Raw genomic sequence first — 20,156 nt, 5'->3', positions numbered from 1 at the left:
TCATATGTCACGTTTATTAGAAGTAAAAAATTTAGCTGTATCATTTAAAACATATGGCGGAGAAGTTCAAGCTGTTCGCGGCGTTAACTTCCACTTAAATAAAGGTGAAACTTTAGCAATTGTTGGTGAGTCAGGATCTGGTAAAAGTGTAACTTCACAAACGATCATGCGCCTTATTCCGATGCCTCCTGGCCGAATCAAAAGCGGTGAAATGCTGTTTGACGGCATTGATTTAGCTAAGAAAACGGATAAAGAAATGGAAGCTATTCGCGGTAAAGATATCGGTATGATCTTCCAAGATCCGATGACTTCCTTGAATCCAACGATGAAAGTTGGGGCTCAAATTGGCGAAGTCGTAATTAAGCATTCCAAAGTGTCTAAAGCAGAAGCGAAAAAACGGGCAGTCGAGTTATTAACGCTTGTAGGAATTCCTTTTCCAGAACAGCGTGTGAATCAATATCCGCATGAATTCAGCGGCGGGATGAGACAGCGTGTTGTCATTGCGATGGCTCTTGCTTCTAATCCGAAGCTATTGATCGCTGATGAACCAACAACGGCGCTTGATGTAACAATTCAAGCCCAAATTTTAGAGCTGATGAAAGACATTCAGAAAAAAACGGATACCTCTATTATCTTTATTACCCATGATCTTGGTGTAGTAGCAAATGTAGCAGATCGAGTAGCCGTTATGTACGCTGGTCAAATTGTTGAAATGGGCACAGTGGATGAAGTGTTTTACGATCCAAAACATCCGTATACGTGGGGACTGCTAGCTTCTATGCCAAGCTTAGATAACGAGGCAGAAGAAGAGCTGGCTGCTATTCCTGGAACGCCGCCAGATTTAACGAATCCTCCAAAAGGAGATGCATTTGCAGCGCGAAATCCATACGCAATGAAAATTGATTTTGAGCAAGAACCTCCAATGTTCAAAATATCTGATACGCACTATGCGAAAACATGGCTGTTACATCCCGATGCACCAAAAGTAGAGCCGCCTGCTTCAGTTCAGCGCCGCATGCGTAAAGTTGACAATGTATACAGTACACCTGTACTCGTAGCGAAGGATGGTGAATAACATGACAGATAAATTATTAGAGATTAAAGACTTAAAACAACATTTTTTCACAAGTAAAGGAACAATTAAAGCAGTTGATGGTCTGACGTTTGACATCTTCCGCGGAGAAACATTAGGGCTTGTAGGTGAATCCGGTTGCGGAAAGTCAACGACAGGGAGAACGATTATTCGTTTATATGACGCTACTAGCGGTGAGGTACTATTTAATGGCGAAAATGTACATGGTCGCAAATCTCGCTCAGAGCTTAAAAAATTTAATCGTAAAATGCAAATGATTTTCCAAGATCCATATGCGTCGCTTAACCCTCGTATGACCGTAGCAGATATCATAGCAGAAGGCATTGATATTCACGGTTTAGCTAAGACGAGAAAGGAGCGTATGGCAAAAGTTCACGAGCTTCTTGAAACAGTGGGGCTTAACAAAGAACATGCAAATCGCTATCCACATGAGTTTAGTGGCGGCCAGCGTCAGCGTATCGGTATCGCAAGAGCACTGGCAGTAGAACCTGATTTTATCATCGCAGATGAACCAATCTCAGCGTTGGACGTGTCTATACAAGCTCAAGTTGTTAACTTAATGAAGAAGTTACAGCGTGAACGTGGACTCACATATTTATTTATCGCCCATGATTTGTCAATGGTAAAATACATCAGTGACCGTATCGGCGTTATGTACAGAGGTAAGATTGTAGAGCTTGCACCAAGTGATGAACTTTATCGAAACCCTGTGCATCCATATACAAAAGCGTTACTTTCAGCTATTCCGCTTCCCGATCCTGACAGTGAAAAAACGCGTCAGCGCAAAATTTATGATCCAAGTATCCATGACTATAACGGTGAAGAACCGGAGCTTAGAGAAGTATCTCCCGGTCACTACGTGTCTTGTTCTCAAGCAGAATTTGCCACATATACAACATAACAAAAACGATCTCACAACGAGGTCGTTTTTTATTTAGTTATCAAAGAACACTAAGCTTCAAGTTGCAAAAAACATGTAAGAACAAGTAACATTAGCGCTTTACAGGTATTATACAGTAAAGGATTGAAAAATACTATTGAAAATTTTCAGAATTTTATATTTAAGACAAAATATCTATGCTTAAACCTTATAACTAAAGGAATATAAGTGATTAATAATGTTTTTTATTGAATAATAATTCAAGATTTATAAAAAGAAGGTAGACATGCGTCTACCTTCTTTTTATAAATCTGCTAAGATATCGCCGTCTTTACGATTTTTGTCAATTTTTAATACTTGATCTGCCGGCTGATAAGACGCACCATATATTTCTTTGTCTTTGTACGTATGAATTAACTCGTACGTTTTTTTCATTTTATTTAAAATGCTTTCCTCTGTTTCAGAAGTAGGAGACCAATATAGAATTTCCATCTGGTTAATTTCATTTGTGGCTAATGACCGGCGGTTATAGCCAATTGTTTGAGCATGCTTAAAGTCTGCACGTTTATAAAAATGCAGTCGTTTTGCCGAGTCTGAATCTTTATAGTCTACAGGCTCTACTTCTAAGATAATTGGTTTGTTATGCTGTTTTAACTCATCAATTAATTTACCGCCAAGCCCTTGACCTCGAGCGTCTTTTGAAACAAAGAGGTAATCAATAAAGATAAATTGGTCTGTTTCCACGTACATTAATACGTGATGAGGTCCTTCGTTTTTATGATAAATATCGCTGCGTTCTTGTAAAAGCGTTTCGATATGCTTCTTTGATTTCATTTCTTCAATGGGAAAATATTGACTTAGTTTTTCATACCAATTCATAGCACCCTCCTACTGATCTTTTCATGATGATGTTCATAATAGTGTTTAAACAGTTATCTTATCTTTACCCTTTTTAGGGAAAAGTAAGCATCTATAATTGAAAATATAGAAGAATAATCGATTGATTATTCTTAATAGTTAGATAACTATAGTGGAATAAGAACATATAATGTAAAAAATGGTTTTTATTATATTTAGATCGTAAGTTTATTTGTGAAAATCACAAAAAACTATCGCATTTTTTGTGATTTTTGATAAAATGAACAAAGTGAAGTTTTTTTAATATTGTATTTTATAGATGTGAGAACGGTAAAAGTGTAGGTGTGAAACTTGCAATATCAGATTTTTAGTACATACACTGTTTAGAATTATTTAGCTAAAAAATAAGTTAATACTATACACGTAGCCGCTATCGCTATTAAATGAAATGGATATGTTAGGAGAGAGAATTATGCAAGGGAACACGCAAGAAAAAGAATTAAGCCGTGGACTTGAGGAAAGACATATTAGCTTAATGTCTTTAGGTGCAGCTATCGGAGTTGGACTGTTTTTAGGTTCTGCATCCGCTATTCGGTTAGCGGGTCCTGGTATTCTTATCATGTATGGAATCAGTGGTCTTATTATGTTTTTTATTATGAGAGCGCTAGGTGAAATGGCAGTACAAAATCCAGTAGCCGGTTCTTTTAGTAAGTATGCTAACGATTATTTAGGACCACTTGCTGGTTATTTAACAGGCTGGAACTACTGGTTTATGTGGATTATTACATGTATGGCTGAAATTACAGCTGTGGGAGTATATATGGAGTTTTGGTTCCCAGGTGTACCTCAGTGGATATGGGCACTTGCAGCACTCGTTATCATGACAGGGGTTAACTTTTTAGCTGTAAAAGCATATGGCGAACTAGAGTTTTGGTTTTCTCTTATTAAAGTAGTAACGATTATCCTTATGATTGTGCTGGGCCTAGGCATGATTATCTTTGGAATTGGAAATGGCGGTATTGCAACAGGAATCAGTAATTTATGGAGTCACGGGGGCTTTTTCCCGAATGGCATGAAAGGTGTTCTTTTATCACTTCAAATGGTTATGTTTGCTTACCTTGGTATTGAAATGATTGGGGTAACAGCAGGAGAGGTGAAAAATCCGGAAAAAACACTAACAAAAGCAATTGATAATGTACTGTGGAGAATTTTGATTTTTTACATCGGAGCTTTGTTTGTTATTATGTCTATTTATCCTTGGCCAGAGATTGGAACACAAGGAAGTCCATTTGTTTTAACATTTGATAAAGCTGGAATTCCCGCTGCAGCAGGGATTATAAACTTTGTAGTGTTAACAGCGGCTTTATCTTCTTGTAACAGTGGAATTTTTAGTACAGGCCGTATGTTATTTAATTTAGCTCAGCACGGGGAAGCTCCAAAACGCTATGCTAACTTAACAAAAGGCGGCGTGCCTGGTGCAGCAGTTATTGCTTCAGCTGTTGTACTGCTAATCGGAGTTGGCTTAAACTATGTTGTTCCTGATAAGGTGTTCACATGGGTGACGAGTATTGCCACTATTGGAGCAATTTGGACATGGGGAATTATTTTACTTTCTCAAATTCGCTTCCGCAAGGGATTAAACGATCAGCAAGTAAGTGATTTAAAATATAAGCTTCCGTTTTTCCCGTATACGTCATATCTCTCTCTTGCTTTCTTAGCGGGAGTAGTAGTGGTGATGGGTTTTTCCTCTGATACAAGAATAGCCCTTATTGTAGGTCCGGTATGGTTTGTTTTATTGGTTGTTGTCTACTATTCAAAAGGTTTTCATAAAAGATAAAAAATAAGGCTCGGACAAAAGTAGTTTCGTTGAAGGAAGATCCGAACGAGTTAAATTCTTGATTAAGAATTCAACTCGTTCGGATTTTTTTATGGTGAACATAGGTTTACTGTATGTAGGGCTTCTAGCTATTGAATTGGAGGGCAAGGGGGAGACTCTCAACAGCGATGTAACAAGCGGGATCCATACGAACTCATATATCCCATTTGTTCATCTTTAGATTGATGTAGTTGTGTCCCACCCGCATTTTTTTCCAAAAGAAAATGAAGGATTTATTATTTCACTTTTTGCTTTAGTGTGCTAATATATTATATTGTTAAACAAATGAAGAGATGAATGAAGAAACAAATAATTTTTACGTGTTAATAGATTAGCATCGAGCTTTCTATCTCAAAAGTTTAAGCTTTTAGAAAGCAAAAGGAGACACAGCAAATGAAAGATAAAAAATGGGGACTTTGGTTTTTAACAGCCTTTGTAGTTGGTAATATGGTAGGCGGCGGAGTATTTATGCTTCCTTCTAATTTAGCAAACGTATCAAGTCCAGTCGGTTCAACACTTGCTTGGATTGCAACAGGTCTGGGCGTGTTCATGATTGCTCTTGTATTTGGAAACTTAGTCATGCGAAAGCCCGAATTAAAAGGAGGGCCTCAAAGTTATGCGGCGAATCTTTTTTCATCGCCTAAAGCAGGTAAAGTAGCAGGGTATAGCATGGCTTGGGGCTATTGGGCAGCTAACTGGGCTGCAACAGCATCTGTCATCATATCGTTTGCTGGATATTTAACAACGTTCTTTCCAGTAATGGAGAGCAAGGATATTTTATTTTCAGTCGGAGATTTTCAATTAGAAGCTGGAAAATTTATTACGTTTTTAGTATGTTCTATTGTACTTTGGGGAATTCAAGCTATTTTACAGCGAGATATTAACAGCGCCGGTAATATTAACTTCATCACAACAGCAGCTAAAATTATTGGATTCGGTTTATTTATTGTTGTGGCGCTGTCGCTATTTAGCGCATCCAACCTCGTTAGTACAGAATTTGTTAATTCAAAGGGTATAAATGTAGGATTGGGAAGTCAGGTCAATGGGGCAGCTATTGCTACACTGTGGGCGTTTATCGGAATTGAATCGGCTGTACTGTTATCTAACCGTGCAAAATCACAAAAAGTAGTGAAGAAAGCAACGCTGCTTGGATTATTGATCTCAATGGTTATCTATGTGGGGATTACGCTTCTAGCTATGGGGATTCTTTCAACAGCTCAGCTTCAGCAGTCTCAAAAACCTTTGGTAGATACGTTAGAAATGGTGATTGGACATAAAGGTGCTTACGTAATGGCCATTTTAGCACTTATTTCTTTATTAGGCTCTACTGTTGGATGGATTGTTGTTAGTGCAGAAGTTCCTTATCAAGCAGCGAAATCAGGGTTGTTTCCACAGTGGTTTGCTAAAACAAATCAGAACAATAGTCCAGCCCGCTCACTAACATTAACAAATGGCTTAACACAGTTGTTTTTGTTTGCGACTATTTCAGGTACAGTTTCGCAAGCCTATAATTTCGCTATTGTTGTAGCTACTCTCGCTTATTTAGTTCCTTATTTCGTGACGACAGTTTATCAATTAAAGCTTATTGTGACGGGTGAGACGTACGACACGATTAAAGGGTCGCGAGTAAAAGACGGAATCATTGCCTCGTTAGCACTTATTTATTCACTTTGGGTGATTAAGACAGGGACAGCTGATTTAAAAACATTTTTCTTAGGTATTGGCTTATTTGTAATCGGGCTGTTACTGTATCCTATCTTAATGAGACGAGGAAAAAGCACATCAGCTATTAAATAAATAAAAGGTTATTTCAAAAGCTTTGCAGAATGTCAGTTCTTCTGCAAGGCTTTTTTAGTGACTGAAAAATTTGAGGAATTTGTAAAAGAAAAAAATAATAAAAAAAATGAAACTAATCTACAGGTTTATTCGTAATAGTAGTGTGGTAAATAAATAATGAAGAAAATCGGCAATGAAAATAATGACAGTGAAGGAACGAACTAATGTACTAGTTCACTTCAAAAAGTATATCATTCCGATGAAGTTTATAGTATAATGCAAATAGATATTATTTTTTAAAAGTAATTATAAAGTAGTATCGATTTTCATTATCAGTCATTAAATATTTACACTCGTTGAAGTTTGTATAAAACAACATGATTTACAGTTCATGTTTTAAATGTTATGACCGATTATGATAGAAGGAGTGAAGGAGTAAATGGTTACATTATATACATCACCAAGTTGTACATCTTGTCGTAAAGCGAAAGCTTGGTTAGAGGAAAATGATATTGGATATACAGAGCGTAATATCTTTTCAGAGCCGTTATCAATCGACGAGATTAAAGAAATTTTACGTATGACAGAAGATGGAACAGATGAAATCATTTCAACACGTTCGAAAACTTTCCAAAAACTAGACGTTCAGGTAGACGCTATGCCTCTGCAAGATTTGTATGAATTAATTCAGCAAAATCCTGGCTTATTGCGCCGTCCGATTATCATTGATGAAAAACGTCTACAAGTTGGTTACAATGAAGACGAGATCCGTCGTTTCTTACCACGTAAAGTGCGTACTTTCCAACTTCGCGAAGCTCAAAGACTTGTGAATGGTTAATTTCTATATTTGTCTGTTTAAGATTTAAATAAGAAACCAACCAAGTAACGTTTGCTTGAAGTTGGTATATAAAAAATAAGCAGCAGGGAGCCAAAGGGCCTCTGCTGCTTATTTTTTGTCGAAATAGCAGGGAAAATGAAGTATATATGTAATTAGTAAAGAAAGAGAGTATTTAAACATATAAAAGTGGTGGTGAACGGATTGGAGCTTTTACAGCTAAAATATTTCCAAGTAGTTGCTAGACTAGAACATATAAGTAAAGCGGCCGAAGAGCTATACGTATCTCAGCCTGCGCTCAGCAAAACGATTTCACAGTTAGAAAAAGAGCTAGGCATTCGTTTGTTTGATCGAAACGGTAAATACATTAAATTAAATCGATATGGCAAAGCATTCTGTGCCAAAGTAGAACTTGCTTTAAAAACATTGGAAAACGCAAAGCACGAGCTAAAGGATATGTCGAACGACCCATGTGAAGAAATTCGCCTTGTTGTATTAGCTAGTTCACATTTGCTTCCAGAGCTATTAAGCAGGTTTCGTGAACAATATCCTCAGGTGCGTTTTCGACTGATGCAGCATTTGACTAATAGCAATTCACAGCCTGATTTCGATTTATGCATTTCAGCTTTTCCATTAACAACCCGTCAGATCGAACATACTCCTTTGCTTCGTGAATCGATTTTGCTTGCAGTGCCTCTTGATCATCCTTTAGCCAAGCAATCACGTGTAAAGTTAAATGAACTTAAAAATGAGAAATTCATTGTGCTGAAGAAAGGGAAAGAGCTAAGGAAAATAACGGATGTAATTTGTAAGGAACAGAATTTTGTACCTCAAATTACGTTTGAAAGCGATGATCCAGCAACAGTAAGAGGTTTGATTAGAGCGAAGCAAGGAATAGGTTTTATTCCTGAAGTAACTTGGGGAGGTTCTACAGGAAAAGATGTAAAACTGCTGAAAATTGAAGAGGAAACATTTGAACGTACTATCTTTTTAGCTTGGAACAATGGAGGCTATGTGACGGATTTACAACAAATCTTCAGGCAGTTTGTGATTGATTATTTTAAACATTTACGCTCCGGTATGCCTCATGAATACGTATAAGAATCATGACTAAATGTCATGATTTTTATTTCTTTTTCGAATAAATCTAAAGTTAACAGTAGAGAAAAACTGTATTATATCACTTTTGATATAAGTATATAACTAAAAATGCATAGGTTATTCAACTTTTTTCCTTTACACTATTTTTAAACCATAAAGTAAACGCTTTCAAAAATAGGTTGGGGAGGAAGTAATATGATAATCTTCGGTGTAGCGCTGCTATCTATTTGCATGTTGATAGGGGTAATTGTAGGGGACGCATTAGGAGGGCTGATGGGAGTAGAAGCCAACGTTGGAGGAGTAGGGGTATCCATGCTTCTTCTTGTACTAGCGGTGGATTATTTAAAGAAGAAAAATAAGCTCCAAGTAAAATCCGAAGAAGGCATTGCTTTTTGGGGAGGTATTTATATTCCTATCGTGGTAGCAATGTCTGCACAGCAAAATGTTGTAGCTGCTCTTGATGGAGGAGGCATGGCGCTTCTTGCAGGGGTGGTAGTAGTCGTAGGAGGCTTTTTATCCATACCATTTATCAGCAGAATAGGAGAGAAAGCGAAGGTGAAAGAACAAGAAATAGAGCTTTCTATTTTACCTAAGGAGCAGATCAAATGATGAATATGATCAAAGAAGGATTAGAAAATAACGGGCTGATTACGGCATTTGCTATTATTGGGATTGTCATGTATATTGCTTATTTTTTATCAGATAAATTAACAAAAGGAAGAGTTCACGGATCTGCTATTGCTATTATGTTTGGGTTAATCCTTGCTTATATCGGTGGAGTGAACACAGGAGGAGAGAAAGGAATTTCTGATATACAGTTATTTTCAGGAATTGGTTTAATGGGCGGAGGGATGCTGCGAGATTTTGCCATTATTGCTACTGCGTTCGGCGCCAATTTTAGTGAAATGAAAAAAACGGGAATCAGCGGAATTACGGCCTTGTTTTTTGGGGTTTTCTATTCTTTTGTAATAGGTGTAATTATTGCTCTTTGTTTTGGATATAGAGATCCCGTTGCTTTGACCACAATCGGAGGAGGAGCCGTAACCTATATTGTGGGGCCGGTCTCTGGAACTGCGATTGGAGCCTCTTCTGATATTATCGCGTTAAGTATAGCTGTAGGATTAATTAAATCCATTTCAGTTATGATTTTGACACCGATATTTGCTAAGAAAATCAAATTAAACAACCCTCGTACAGCAATGATCTATGGAGGGGTTATGGGGACGACGAGCGGTGTAGCAGCTGGTTTAGCCGCGACAGATGTAAAACTTGTACCTTACGGAGCCATGACAGCTACATTTTATACAGGTCTTGGTTGCTTACTCGTACCATCTATTCTTTTTTTACTCACAGAGATTATTTTTTAAGTGTACAAAGTGTTTTATGAATAAAAGACTGCTGTGCTCATTAAACTAAAGAAAAGGCCATACTAAATAAAAATGTTTAGTATGGCCTTTTCTTTATCATTTAGTTGAACGAAAGCTATTAACAACCATGCCGCTTATCAGCACAACAGCAATTGTTATAAACGGAATAAATGTTCCTAGAGATGTATGGGCTGCAAAGAATGAATGTAAGTTCTTTTCATGTCCAATCATATTTCCAGCAGTATAAGCTAAAATAGCTGCTCCCCCATAAACGAGCAGGGGAAATCGTTCCATCAAATATAAAATAAGCTTGCTTCCCCAAACAATAATGGGGACGGATACGAGTAATCCGGTAACGACCAAGATAATATTTCCATGAGCTGCGCCTGCTACAGCTATTACATTATCTAGTCCCATTACAATATCAGCAAATACGATCGTTCTTACAGCGGCGCCTAATGTCACGCCTGCACGGATTGAAGATGCATCATCACCTTCTGATACAAGAAGCTTAAAGGCAATGATCACTAATAAAAAACCGCCGATGAGCTGCAAGTAAGGAATAGTTAGTAAATAAACAGCTAAAATAGTAAGTACAATCCGAACGATCACAGCTAAGCCAGTCCCTAAAAAAATAGCTTTATTTCGCTGATATTCAGGTAAGTTGCGGCTTGCTAAGGCAATAACAATAGCGTTGTCTCCACCTAATACAATATCGATACCGATAATAAGAAGAATGGAGGTTATTAATTCTAAATCCAATAGTCTTCCCTCCCAATATGTAAGGATAAGTAGCTCATATTGCTTTATCTGTGTTCATTTTTAACAAAAAGCGTTCATAGGGTAAAGAGATTATGTATATAACAAAGTAAGGTGTAAGGTGGCTATGAGTTGTCAGAGTATTTTTTATTTCCTTTCTTTCGCATTTTGTCATAAAATAGATATACAAGGTTCACTCAAATAGTGTATGCTTGTATATCCCAAGTTAGAATGCTTTACAAAGTGAGAAAGTACATGTAATATTGCTTTAACACGGGGGTAAAATAGTCCCTTCATCGTTTAGGGGTAATGTTCGAAATGGCCGGATTACCTTCACTGATTTTTCCGAAGGGAGAGATGATAATGGAAATCGAACGCATTAATGAAAACACAGTAAAATTCTTTGTCACTTACGTAGATATTGAAGAACGTGGATTTGATCGCAATGAAATTTGGTTTAGCCGTGAGCGCAGTGAAGAGCTATTCTGGGAGATGATGGACGAAATTCATCAAGAAGAAGAGTTTGTAGCAGAAGGTCCTCTTTGGATTCAAGTACATGCGCTTGAGAAGGGGCTAGAGGTTATTGTAACAAGAGCACAAGTTTCAAAAGACGGTCAAAAGTTCGAAGTACCTGTTGGTGAAAATGATAAAATCGATATCCCTGTAGATGGAAAAATTGAAGCGTTGCTTGATCATCAAGCGAATCAAAATAAAAAAGCTGATTTTGAAGAAGAAATTATAGAAGACGAAGGGCTACAGTTCGTCGCACGCTTTCAAGACTTAGAACATTTAATTTCCTTAAGTCACCATTTAGAGTTAGATGATATCATCAACAGCATGTACGTGTTTGAAGGAAAATATTATTTATACGTTGAGTTTACAGATGATGAAGACTTTGTAGCTGAAATTGATAACATTTTAAGTATCATTTTAGAATATGCAAATGAATCAAATGTAACAGTTCATCGTTTAATGGAATATGGAAAAGAATTAATCAGTGAAAATGCACTTGAACAAGTAAAGCAGTATTTTCCTTTACGATAATAGCAGCCGATTTCATGTATATGAAATCGGTCTTTGTTTTGCCCTCTTTTTTGGAAATGCCCTCCGCTCATATCGAACAATTTAGGTGGAAAAAGCAGGCGGCTGGTTCCTACACGGGAAAGTGTAGTGTTAAAATAACAAGTTTGAGGATAATAACGGTATAGAGACCTGTTATTAATGATGAAAGATTGGTTTTAGGATAGGTGAAAACAAGTTGAAAAATAGATTACAGCTTTTAATTTTTGTTATTGGTATTATTGCTTTGCTTTATTTTACAAAAGGATATTGGGACGGTAAATTTATTGGCGTGCTAAGTATCTTAATTACGATTAGTGTTGTTTTCATCGGTCTTGTTATTTCATTAGAAAACCGTCATCCAACTCAAACGCTAACGTGGCTCGTAGTATTAGGCGGTTTCCCGGTAATAGGGTTCTTTTTTTATTTATTATTTGGACGCAATACGCGAAAACGGCGTTTATTTGCTAAAAAAGCAAAGCTGGATGAACAGGTGCTTTTAAAGATGGAAAGAGATTCCGGTATATTAGAAAATCACTTTGAACAGTTGGGTACCAGTAGAAAGCAAATGCTGAAGCTAGCCGTCAGGCTTGGCAAGAGTCCAATTTCTTTTTCATCAGATACGCGCGCATTGACGAATGGAAAAGAGACGTTTCACGAAATTATGGAATCATTAAAGCATGCAAGGCATCATATCCACTTAGAGTATTACATCGTACGACATGATCACTTAGGAGAACAAATTAAAGATATTTTAATTCAGAAGGTACAAGAAGGAGTTTATGTACGTTTCTTGTACGATGCCGTGGGCAGTTTTCAGCTTTCACCGCATTATATTCACGAGTTAAGAAACGCGGGCGTAGAAATGATTCCATTCTTGCCGGTCAGACTTCCATTCCTCAATAATAAAATCAACTTCCGTAATCATCGTAAAATTGTAGTCATTGATGGAACAATTGGATTTGTAGGAGGTTTGAACATTGGTGATGAATATCTCGGGAAAAGTCGGCATTTTGGCTTTTGGAGAGATACCCATTTGATGGTGAAGGGTGAGGCAGTCCGTTCATTGCAGCTTATTTTTTTGCAGGACTGGTATTATATGACAGGTCAGACGATGCTTACTCAAACGTATCTATCACCGGATTTAATTGACATTGATATGGAAAAGTGCGGCGGTGTTCAAATGATTGCCGGCGGACCAGACCGTGAGTGGGAAATTATCAAACACTTATTTTTTTCGATGATTACGTCTGCGAAAGAGTCCATTTGGATTGCTTCTCCCTACTTCATACCTGATGAAGATATTTTTACTTCCCTCAAAGTAGCTGCTCTAAGCGGTATAGATGTAAGGCTTCTTGTACCTCAGAAGCCCGATAAAAAAATTGTTTTTCATGCATCACGCTCTTATTTTCCGGAGCTGCTAGAAGCAGGTGTGAAAATTTACGAGTATAAAAAAGGATTTATGCACAGCAAGATTGTGATTGTTGATAGAGAAATTGCCTCTATTGGAACAGCTAACATGGATATGAGAAGCTTTCATTTGAATTTTGAAGTAAATGCTTTTTTATATCGCACAGCTAGTACTCAAAAGCTCGTATATGAATATATGCAAGATTTAGAAGAAACGAGTGAGCTTCACTTTAAAGACTTTGAAAAGCGGCCATTTATACAGCGGCTATTTGAGTCAACAGCTCGTTTGCTTTCACCGCTATTATAATCGCTGTAAACCACATTGCGTACGGTGCAATGTGGTTTTTTTCTGAAAGAAAAGGGTTTAGTAGAAAGGTGTCGAATACAAGAATATAGCTCGCTATTATAGGAAGGAGAAATGTACGATTGTTAGTTGCCCAAACAGAAGAAGGCCTCATTTCACTAGCTCAGCGCTTTTCGCTTGAACAGCTTAAGCTGTGGAAAAAAGAAAAGCAGTTCTACTGTCCCTCTTGTCAATCCCCTGTACAGTTAAAGGTAGGTACAAAAAAAATCCCTCATTTTGCGCACCTGAAAAAAACGTGCGTCGCTCAGCATGAAGGTGAAACAGATTATCATCTCGACGGAAAACGAAAGCTGTTTCACTGGTTTAGTTCTCATCTTGAAGTCGAGTTAGAAAGTTATCTTCCTGACATTATGCAGTGTCCAGATCTTCTTGTAGATACGCCCTCGCAAAAATATGCAATCGAATTTCAATGTGCTTCCTTATCTTCCTCAGCGCTAACCAAACGTTCTATTCATTATGAGAAAGGAAATTATATGCCCCTTTGGATTATGGGGGCAAAAAGAATGAAGCGCTTATCTACTTATATGTATCAACTTTCTTTTCAAGAGTGGCAGTTTCTTACTCTTTCCGATTATACGCCCACACTTCTTTATTTTTCACCTTCTACTAATCAACTGTTGAAACTTGAACATCTTATTCCTTTTTCATCTCAGATTTGTTATGCACAGCTTGTCGTGCTCTCTCCTCACGAGCATACCTTTCATGATCTTTTTTCTACACATACACAACCTCAATTTTTCTCTTCGTGGATAAAGAAAAAGAAGGCATGGAGAACGCATTATATCCTTTATCCTAATCAGAAGCTTCAGCCTTTTTTACACGCTCTTTATGAAAAAAATATTCCTCCCTCCCATATTCCAGCAGAAGCAGGCATGCCGCTGCCTTCTTTATACATGGTTGAAACGTCTGCTACTGTATGGCAAACGTGGCTGCTTCTCGATTTAATGCAGCACAAGCAAGTAGGGGATTTAGTTACAGAAAAAGAGTTAGGCCGGCTATGGCTCAACAGAATTCATAAGAGGCATATTGTATTTCGGTCTTTGCCAATGGCCCCTGTTGCTGTGGAACAGCCCCTGTTTGAGTATATAGAGGTATTATGCCGGCTAGGGATGCTAACGTATATAACTTCTGGGGTATACAAAATCAGAAGGCCCTACACGATTCCAAAGCAAACATCTGATGCTTTTTTAGAAGATGGACAAATGATGAAAAGGTGGTTAAATCAAGCAAAAGAAGTGACATAATCACTGAAAATCAGTACGCTTAAGAAAGAATCCTTTTTTCAAAAGCGTACTGACTTTTGATTAATTCTTTTAAAACAACATACAATAACGAAAGAAATAAAAAGGATTCGCCTTAGAAAAAGCGAACAGTTATAGACAGGTAGAAAAAGATGGAGGGATGACCATGAGTGAACAATCAAAAGTAAAAAAGTTACCAAGTAGAAGCGAGATAAAAGTAGAAGATACGTGGAAACTAGAGGATATTTTTGCTTCAGATGACGCATGGGAAAAAGAATTTGAAGAAGTAAAAGCTCTTATTCCCCAAATGGAAAAATTCAAAGGGAAACTTGGAGAGTCCGCTCAAACTTTATACGACGCTCTTCAAGAGCAAGACGAGCTCACAATGCGCGTTAGTAAACTTTATACATATGCTCATATGCGCTACGATCAAGATACCACTAACTCTTTTTATCAAGGGTTAAATGATCGTATCAAAACACTTTATACCCAAATTGCAAGTGCACTATCGTATGTAACACCAGAAATTTTGTCTATTGAAGAATCAAAAATTAAACAATACATGGCGGAACATAAAGAGCTAAAGTTATATGCTCATGCATTAGATGAAATTACTCGCGAGCGTCCGCACATTTTATCAGAAAGCGAAGAAGCGCTTCTTGCTCAGGCTTCTGAAGTGCTAGGATCTTCAAGCAACACGTTTGGAATGCTAAACAACGCAGATTTAGAATTCCCTTCCATTAAAGATGAAAATGGAGAAGAAGTAGAAATTACGCACGGGCGCTATATTCGTTTCCTAGAAAGCAGCGATCGCCGCGTACGAGAAGAAGCGTTTAAAGCGGTGTACGAAACGTACGGTAAATTTAAAAATACGTTTGCAAGTACGTTAAGCGGTACGGTGAAGAAAGATAATTTTAGTGCCCGCGTTCGTCACTATAATTCAGCTCGTCACTCAGCTCTTAGCACAAATAACATTCCAGAAGAAGTATACGATAACTTAGTTAAAACAGTGAACGATAATTTGCATTTATTGCATCGATATATTGATTTACGTAAGAAAGTATTGGGAATTGAAGAGCTTCATATGTATGATCTCTATACGCCTTTAGTAAAAGACGTAAAAATGGAAGTAACCTATGAAGAAGCAAAAGATTATATTTTAAAAGGCCTGAAACCGCTAGGTGAAGACTACCTTAACGTGTTAAAAGAAGGATTTGAAAACCGTTGGGTAGACGTTCATGAGAACAAAGGCAAGCGAAGCGGTGCTTATTCTTCAGGAACGTATGGCACCAATCCTTATATCTTAATGAACTGGCAGGATAATGTAAATAACTTGTTTACACTAGCCCATGAATTTGGCCATTCTGTACACAGTTATTACACAAGAAAAACGCAGCCATATCCTTACGGAGATTATTCAATCTTTGTGGCAGAAGTAGCTTCAACGTGTAATGAAGCGCTTCTAAACGATTATTTACTAAAAACGATTGATGATGAAAAGCAGCGCTTGTACTTGCTTAACCATTATCTAGAAGGATTCCGCGGTACGGTATTCCGTCAAACGATGTTTGCTGAATTTGAGCACGATGTGCACGTGCGCGCTCAAAACGGAGAGCCGCTTACACCTGAATTATTAACAAAATTATATTATGACTTAAATAAAAAGTATTTTGGAGACAACTTAGTGATTGACGAAGAGATTGGATTAGAATGGGCTCGTATTCCGCATTTCTACTACAATTACTACGTTTATCAATATGCTACAGGATTCAGTGCAGCAGCGGCATTAAGCAAGCAAATCCTTGAAGAAGGAGATGCAGCTGTTGAGCGCTATGTAGGTTTCTTAAAGTCAGGAAGCTCTGATTATCCAATTGAAGTGTTGAAAAAAGCAGGAGTTGACATGACAACATCTCAGCCTATTGAAGAAGCGCTAGCTGTATTTGAAGAGAAATTAACGGAAATGGAACGTTTATTAAATCAATAAAATTAAAATGAAGCAGGAGCTGTATCCTGCTTCATTTTTTAAATCCTCGAAATTTGTTGTGATTGTTAAGCAATGTAAAAATAATAAGGATAGCTAAAAATAAGAGAGGGCCTGCGATAATGAGAGGGACAAGCTGCATAAGAGATAAAATATAGAATAAAAAAGAAACCAAAAGAATAACAACCCCTAGAGTAATTCCAGCAATTTTCATAGTTAACACCTCTATTAAAAGCATAATTGGTTGTACTATATGAGTGAATCTGGCTGTTTATGAAGTTTTTTTATAAAAAAGTGAATAAAATTAAAAAAAGGGGTTGCCAAAAGTCGACATAATTTGCTATAGTATTAATCGTGAAGTTTATCACAAAACAAACATATACCCCTTTGTTTGACCGTGAAAAATTTCTCCCATCCCCTTGTTGTCTTAAGACAAACGAAAAGACTTGGCGAAAGCCAAGTCTTTTTTGTTTAGTTAATGCTTAGGATAAGCATCAACATTTAATGATTAACAGCTTTTTTCAGTACTTCTCCAAAAGGTGCCGTATTTGACAGGAACTCTCTCAACCACTTGCTGAAGCTGAAGTTTTTTCAATTCCTTTTCAGCCTCTTCTAATGATAAACCATACACAACTGCAACTTCTTTTGAAGCAACAAATTGAAAATAGCTTAAAAATGAACGAAGAGGCGGAAGACAAGCTGGATCTGGGTCAATTTCTAACATCTCTTTAATGATGTGTACATATGTTTCGTACGAATAGTATCCTGATATCTTAATGCCTTCTTCTTCAACTTTTTCGTTGAAGAACACAAGAGTTGGAATCTCATCGACATCCATTTCCGATGTGATTTTTAAATCACATTGAAAGGCCTTCGCAGCATAATCTGAATGCAAATCTTTTACAAATTCATCAACATCTAGCCCCACATGTTTTGCACATTGTATTAAGACAGATTCTTCTGTAACATTTTGTTTTTCTAAAAATACTACTTCTTGAAGTCTTCTCAAAAAGCGAATGCCCTGTTTCTTTCCTTGCAGACCGGCCGCTTTAATCGCAATTGATGCAGCGTAAGGAGTATCGATTGGGTTTTCAAGCCACAGATTGCCGTCACATGACATACCTGAGCGGCTTCCAGTTTTCTCCCACGATTTTGCAATATGTTCAAATTTCTGCTGTGCTCCAATATTTAATTGCTGTAAGTTTCCGCCAAGCACATGCTTGAGGGATAACAGCTGACCATATTCTATTTGTAACTTCTTTAGAATAGGCTCGAGTGCCCAGCATTCCGGGCAAAGAGGGTCAACAAATACATAGATTTCAAGCGGTTTTTTATTTGAACCTTGACAAAGCTGATGCAAGGATGGGTATTGGCTATTTAGGTTACTCAATGTGAAAATCCTTTCTCATCTGTCTGTTCCGGTGAATTAATCATGTGTTGGGCAGTTAAAATAAGACGATGATAAAGTGCATCTCTCTCAGGGCCTTCTAAATTAATTTCGTCCATTGCTTCATGCATACACGTCAGCCAGGCTTTGGCTCTTGACGGTGTAATTTCAAAAGGAAGATGCCTAGCTCTCAGCATAGGGTGACCATGCTCTTCAGTGTATAACGAAGGCCCTCCTAAATATTGTGTCAGAAATTGCTTTTGCTTTCGTGCTGTTTCTGTTAAATCATCAGGAAAAATTGGCGCGAGCTCAGGATGTTTTCCAACGCGTGTATAAAAAGCATCAACAAGTTTTGAAATCGTATGTTCACCGCCTAATAATTCGTAAGGGGAGTGGATTTTTTCTCTCATGTTGATAACTCCTTTGTTATAAGAAATATACGTCTTAACTCTTTGGTGTTTTTTACTTTCCTTAATTTTAGCAGTGTCATTTCGTTAACTCAAACTATCCGCTTACTTCTTCTACTGGAAAAGAGATAAAGTGGAATTTTACATAAGAAAAGCCTATGATGCTGTGGCGAATCACTAATTATGAGAAACAAAGGAATACTTTCACAAACGTTTCCTTCTATTTATATAGTGTAACCTCGGCAAACTATAGCCATTCCATGTTCAAGTGGTGAATGATTTGGCTCTTTTACACAAGATAAGAAGACATAATTTTATTTACATATTTTTGCGTTTCTTGAAAAGGGGGGACTCCGCCGTATTTATCAACATTACCTGGTCCAGCATTATAGGCCGCCAATGCTAATTTCACGTTTCCGTTGTATTTATCTAACATTTGTCGAAGATATTTGGCTCCTCCAAATACATTTTGCTTGGAGTCGTACGGATCTTCTACACCAAGAGCTTTAGCGGTTGCTGGCATTAGCTGCATAAGCCCAGCCGCTCCTACAGAACTTTTGGCAGATGGATTAAAGTTTGATTCTTGTTTAATAACAGAACGAATAAGTTTAGGATCCAGCTGGTAGCGTGCAGCTGCTTCTGTAATTATCGTTTGTACATCCTGAGAACTGGCCTTTGCCGTTTCATTTTTTTGTGCAGGTAAGGCAGAATGTGAAGCCGCTGCCTTACCTGAGGAAGAAACAGATGGCTCGGACTGCATTTGAACCGCCGTAGATGGAAACATCTGCGCTGCCTTCAAGTAAAGATTGGTACTCATTTGAGGCTGTTGATTGACGTAGTCTTGAAAAAGCTGAGCAAATACAGAGAGTAAAGTTGTACCAAGCATTACGTTAGCTGTTGGCATCTGGTTGTTAACTGAAAATGGCTGAGTTCCAGGAAATTGAACGGAAGACATGTAATTGTTAATATTCATGCTCATAAATTTATTCTCCATCCATTAACGTATACTTTCGCTTGTAAAACCGTCGAATTTTGTTTTCCGTTGGTTTCTTTTTAATATCAAGCTCCGTAAGCAATTGCTCAAAATATTTTGCTCCTTCATTGGCATCGGTTACTTCGTATTCAAGTTCATAATCTTCAGCACCTAGATAAAAGCTATGATCGAGTACAAGTAACCCGTTTTTATATGGAATTTCTGCTCGACTTGTACGCAAAGTGCCAAAATAAGTTAGCGCATGGCTATCGACTTGTAAATCAGTAATAAGCTGTTGAATTGTTGACGGAATCTTGGCGCTGCCATCTCGCAATTCTTTAGCTTGTTCATTTGTTAATGCTTCATGTGTTTCTAAAAGACCCTCTTGATGAGGCTGTTTGAGCGTGAGAACGGACTTATCTTTTTTGTTTCGAATTCGCAGGGCAGCCCCGCAGTCTTTTAATGAGAAAGCAGGTGTATCAAAATAGTGGTTTTCTTGAGAAACAAACTGATCTTCAGTTAGTTGAAAGTGTGAGCGGAGACGATCAAACTCTTCTTTCGTTACTATATTTTTAAATTCAATTTCAATTTCTTGTTTCAATGAAATCATCCTTTTAATTTAGGTCTTTTGGTAAGGCACTTTCCATCTTAATTTATCACACTTTTTGAGACAGTCAAACTACATTTCCTAACAGGAATATCCATATGGGGAACTTGGAAAATGAAGAAATACGGATTGTTTAGGTTTTACCTTTATTAAACGTTCCTGGAATGTGTTAAAATAGTAAC

Annotated in this window: 18 protein-coding genes; 12 read left to right on the top strand and 6 right to left on the bottom strand. The window is 37.5% G+C overall.

Going from position 1 to position 20,156, the window contains the following annotated elements:
* Positions 1-4 precede the first annotated feature (4 nt).
* Positions 5-1,075 (top strand): ABC transporter ATP-binding protein, encoded by a 1,071-nt coding sequence (locus AC0KUU_RS16775; RefSeq protein WP_016763049.1) that lies wholly within the window; start codon positions 5-7, stop codon positions 1,073-1,075.
* A gap of 1 nt (position 1,076) precedes the next feature.
* Positions 1,077-1,994 (top strand): ABC transporter ATP-binding protein, encoded by a 918-nt coding sequence (locus AC0KUU_RS16770; protein WP_020465427.1) that lies wholly within the window; start codon positions 1,077-1,079, stop codon positions 1,992-1,994.
* A 282-nt stretch (positions 1,995-2,276) separates the two neighbouring features.
* Here the strand turns inward: AC0KUU_RS16770 and AC0KUU_RS16765 are convergent, their stop codons facing one another.
* Positions 2,277-2,852 carry a GNAT family N-acetyltransferase gene (locus AC0KUU_RS16765; RefSeq protein WP_013055419.1) on the bottom strand — a complete coding sequence of 192 codons (576 nt, stop codon included), beginning with the start codon at positions 2,850-2,852 and terminating at the stop codon, positions 2,277-2,279.
* Positions 2,853-3,303: 451 nt separating this feature from the next.
* On the opposite strand from AC0KUU_RS16765, the gene AC0KUU_RS16760 reads away from it, so the two are divergent.
* The 6 genes from AC0KUU_RS16760 to madM all read left to right on the top strand — a co-directional run bounded on the left by AC0KUU_RS16760 (position 3,304) and on the right by madM (position 9,786).
* Complete coding sequence (locus AC0KUU_RS16760) at positions 3,304-4,668, top strand: amino acid permease (RefSeq protein WP_043980476.1); 1,365 nt, start codon at positions 3,304-3,306, stop codon at positions 4,666-4,668.
* Positions 4,669-5,100: 432 nt separating this feature from the next.
* The gene (locus tag AC0KUU_RS16755; RefSeq protein ID WP_043980475.1) at positions 5,101-6,504 is read left to right on the top strand and encodes an amino acid permease; all 1,404 of its coding nucleotides are present in this window, start codon (positions 5,101-5,103) and stop codon (positions 6,502-6,504) included.
* 418 nt (positions 6,505-6,922) lie between these two features.
* Positions 6,923-7,321 carry a transcriptional regulator SpxA gene (gene spxA / locus AC0KUU_RS16750; protein WP_013055422.1) on the top strand — a complete coding sequence of 133 codons (399 nt, stop codon included), beginning with the start codon at positions 6,923-6,925 and terminating at the stop codon, positions 7,319-7,321.
* A gap of 201 nt (positions 7,322-7,522) precedes the next feature.
* Complete coding sequence (locus tag AC0KUU_RS16745) at positions 7,523-8,419, top strand: LysR substrate-binding domain-containing protein (RefSeq protein WP_162213625.1); 897 nt, start codon at positions 7,523-7,525, stop codon at positions 8,417-8,419.
* 195 nt (positions 8,420-8,614) lie between these two features.
* A complete protein-coding gene (gene madL / locus AC0KUU_RS16740) occupies positions 8,615-9,028 on the top strand; it encodes a malonate transporter subunit MadL (RefSeq protein WP_043980473.1) in 414 nt (137 codons plus the stop codon).
* Positions 9,025-9,786, top strand: a complete 762-nt coding sequence (madM, locus tag AC0KUU_RS16735) for a malonate transporter subunit MadM (protein WP_043980472.1) — start codon at positions 9,025-9,027, stop codon at positions 9,784-9,786. The genes madL and madM overlap by 4 nt, the downstream gene beginning before the upstream one ends.
* A 96-nt stretch (positions 9,787-9,882) precedes the next feature.
* Here madM and AC0KUU_RS16730 read toward each other — a convergent pair whose 3' ends face one another.
* On the bottom strand, positions 9,883-10,548 hold the full coding sequence (locus AC0KUU_RS16730; RefSeq protein WP_043980471.1) for a TerC family protein: 666 nt from the start codon (positions 10,546-10,548) through the stop codon (positions 9,883-9,885).
* Positions 10,549-10,908: 360 nt separating this feature from the next.
* On the opposite strand from AC0KUU_RS16730, the gene mecA reads away from it, so the two are divergent.
* From mecA to pepF, 4 genes are all read left to right on the top strand, one after another.
* Complete coding sequence (gene mecA / locus AC0KUU_RS16725; RefSeq protein WP_013055427.1) at positions 10,909-11,589, top strand: adaptor protein MecA; 681 nt, start codon at positions 10,909-10,911, stop codon at positions 11,587-11,589.
* A gap of 214 nt (positions 11,590-11,803) precedes the next feature.
* Positions 11,804-13,321, top strand: coding sequence for a cardiolipin synthase (cls, locus tag AC0KUU_RS16720; RefSeq protein ID WP_013081764.1), 1,518 nt, complete (start codon positions 11,804-11,806; stop codon positions 13,319-13,321).
* Between the two features lie 119 nt (positions 13,322-13,440).
* On the top strand, positions 13,441-14,622 hold the full coding sequence (locus tag AC0KUU_RS16715; RefSeq protein WP_322551729.1) for a competence protein CoiA: 1,182 nt from the start codon (positions 13,441-13,443) through the stop codon (positions 14,620-14,622).
* 163 nt (positions 14,623-14,785) lie between these two features.
* Entirely contained in the window at positions 14,786-16,603 is a 1,818-nt protein-coding gene (gene pepF, locus AC0KUU_RS16710) for an oligoendopeptidase F (RefSeq protein WP_028407481.1), read from the top strand.
* A gap of 505 nt (positions 16,604-17,108) precedes the next feature.
* Here pepF and AC0KUU_RS16705 read toward each other — a convergent pair.
* The 4 genes from AC0KUU_RS16705 to AC0KUU_RS16690 form a co-directional block, all read right to left on the bottom strand.
* Positions 17,109-17,960 carry a ClpXP adapter SpxH family protein gene (locus tag AC0KUU_RS16705; RefSeq protein ID WP_013081767.1) on the bottom strand — a complete coding sequence of 284 codons (852 nt, stop codon included), beginning with the start codon at positions 17,958-17,960 and terminating at the stop codon, positions 17,109-17,111.
* A gap of 26 nt (positions 17,961-17,986) precedes the next feature.
* Positions 17,987-18,397, bottom strand: a complete 411-nt coding sequence (locus tag AC0KUU_RS16700) for a globin domain-containing protein (protein WP_043980467.1) — start codon at positions 18,395-18,397, stop codon at positions 17,987-17,989.
* A gap of 286 nt (positions 18,398-18,683) precedes the next feature.
* Positions 18,684-19,373 carry a lytic transglycosylase domain-containing protein gene (locus AC0KUU_RS16695; RefSeq protein ID WP_322551730.1) on the bottom strand — a complete coding sequence of 230 codons (690 nt, stop codon included), beginning with the start codon at positions 19,371-19,373 and terminating at the stop codon, positions 18,684-18,686.
* A 4-nt stretch (positions 19,374-19,377) separates the two neighbouring features.
* On the bottom strand, positions 19,378-19,968 hold the full coding sequence (locus AC0KUU_RS16690) for a CYTH domain-containing protein (protein ID WP_322551731.1): 591 nt from the start codon (positions 19,966-19,968) through the stop codon (positions 19,378-19,380).
* Positions 19,969-20,156: the final 188 nt, after the last annotated feature.

This window comes from Priestia sp. ST2, from assembly GCF_055810735.1.
The sequence above is the reverse complement of the archived record's forward strand: the minus strand, read 5'-3'. Positions and strand labels throughout refer to the sequence as shown.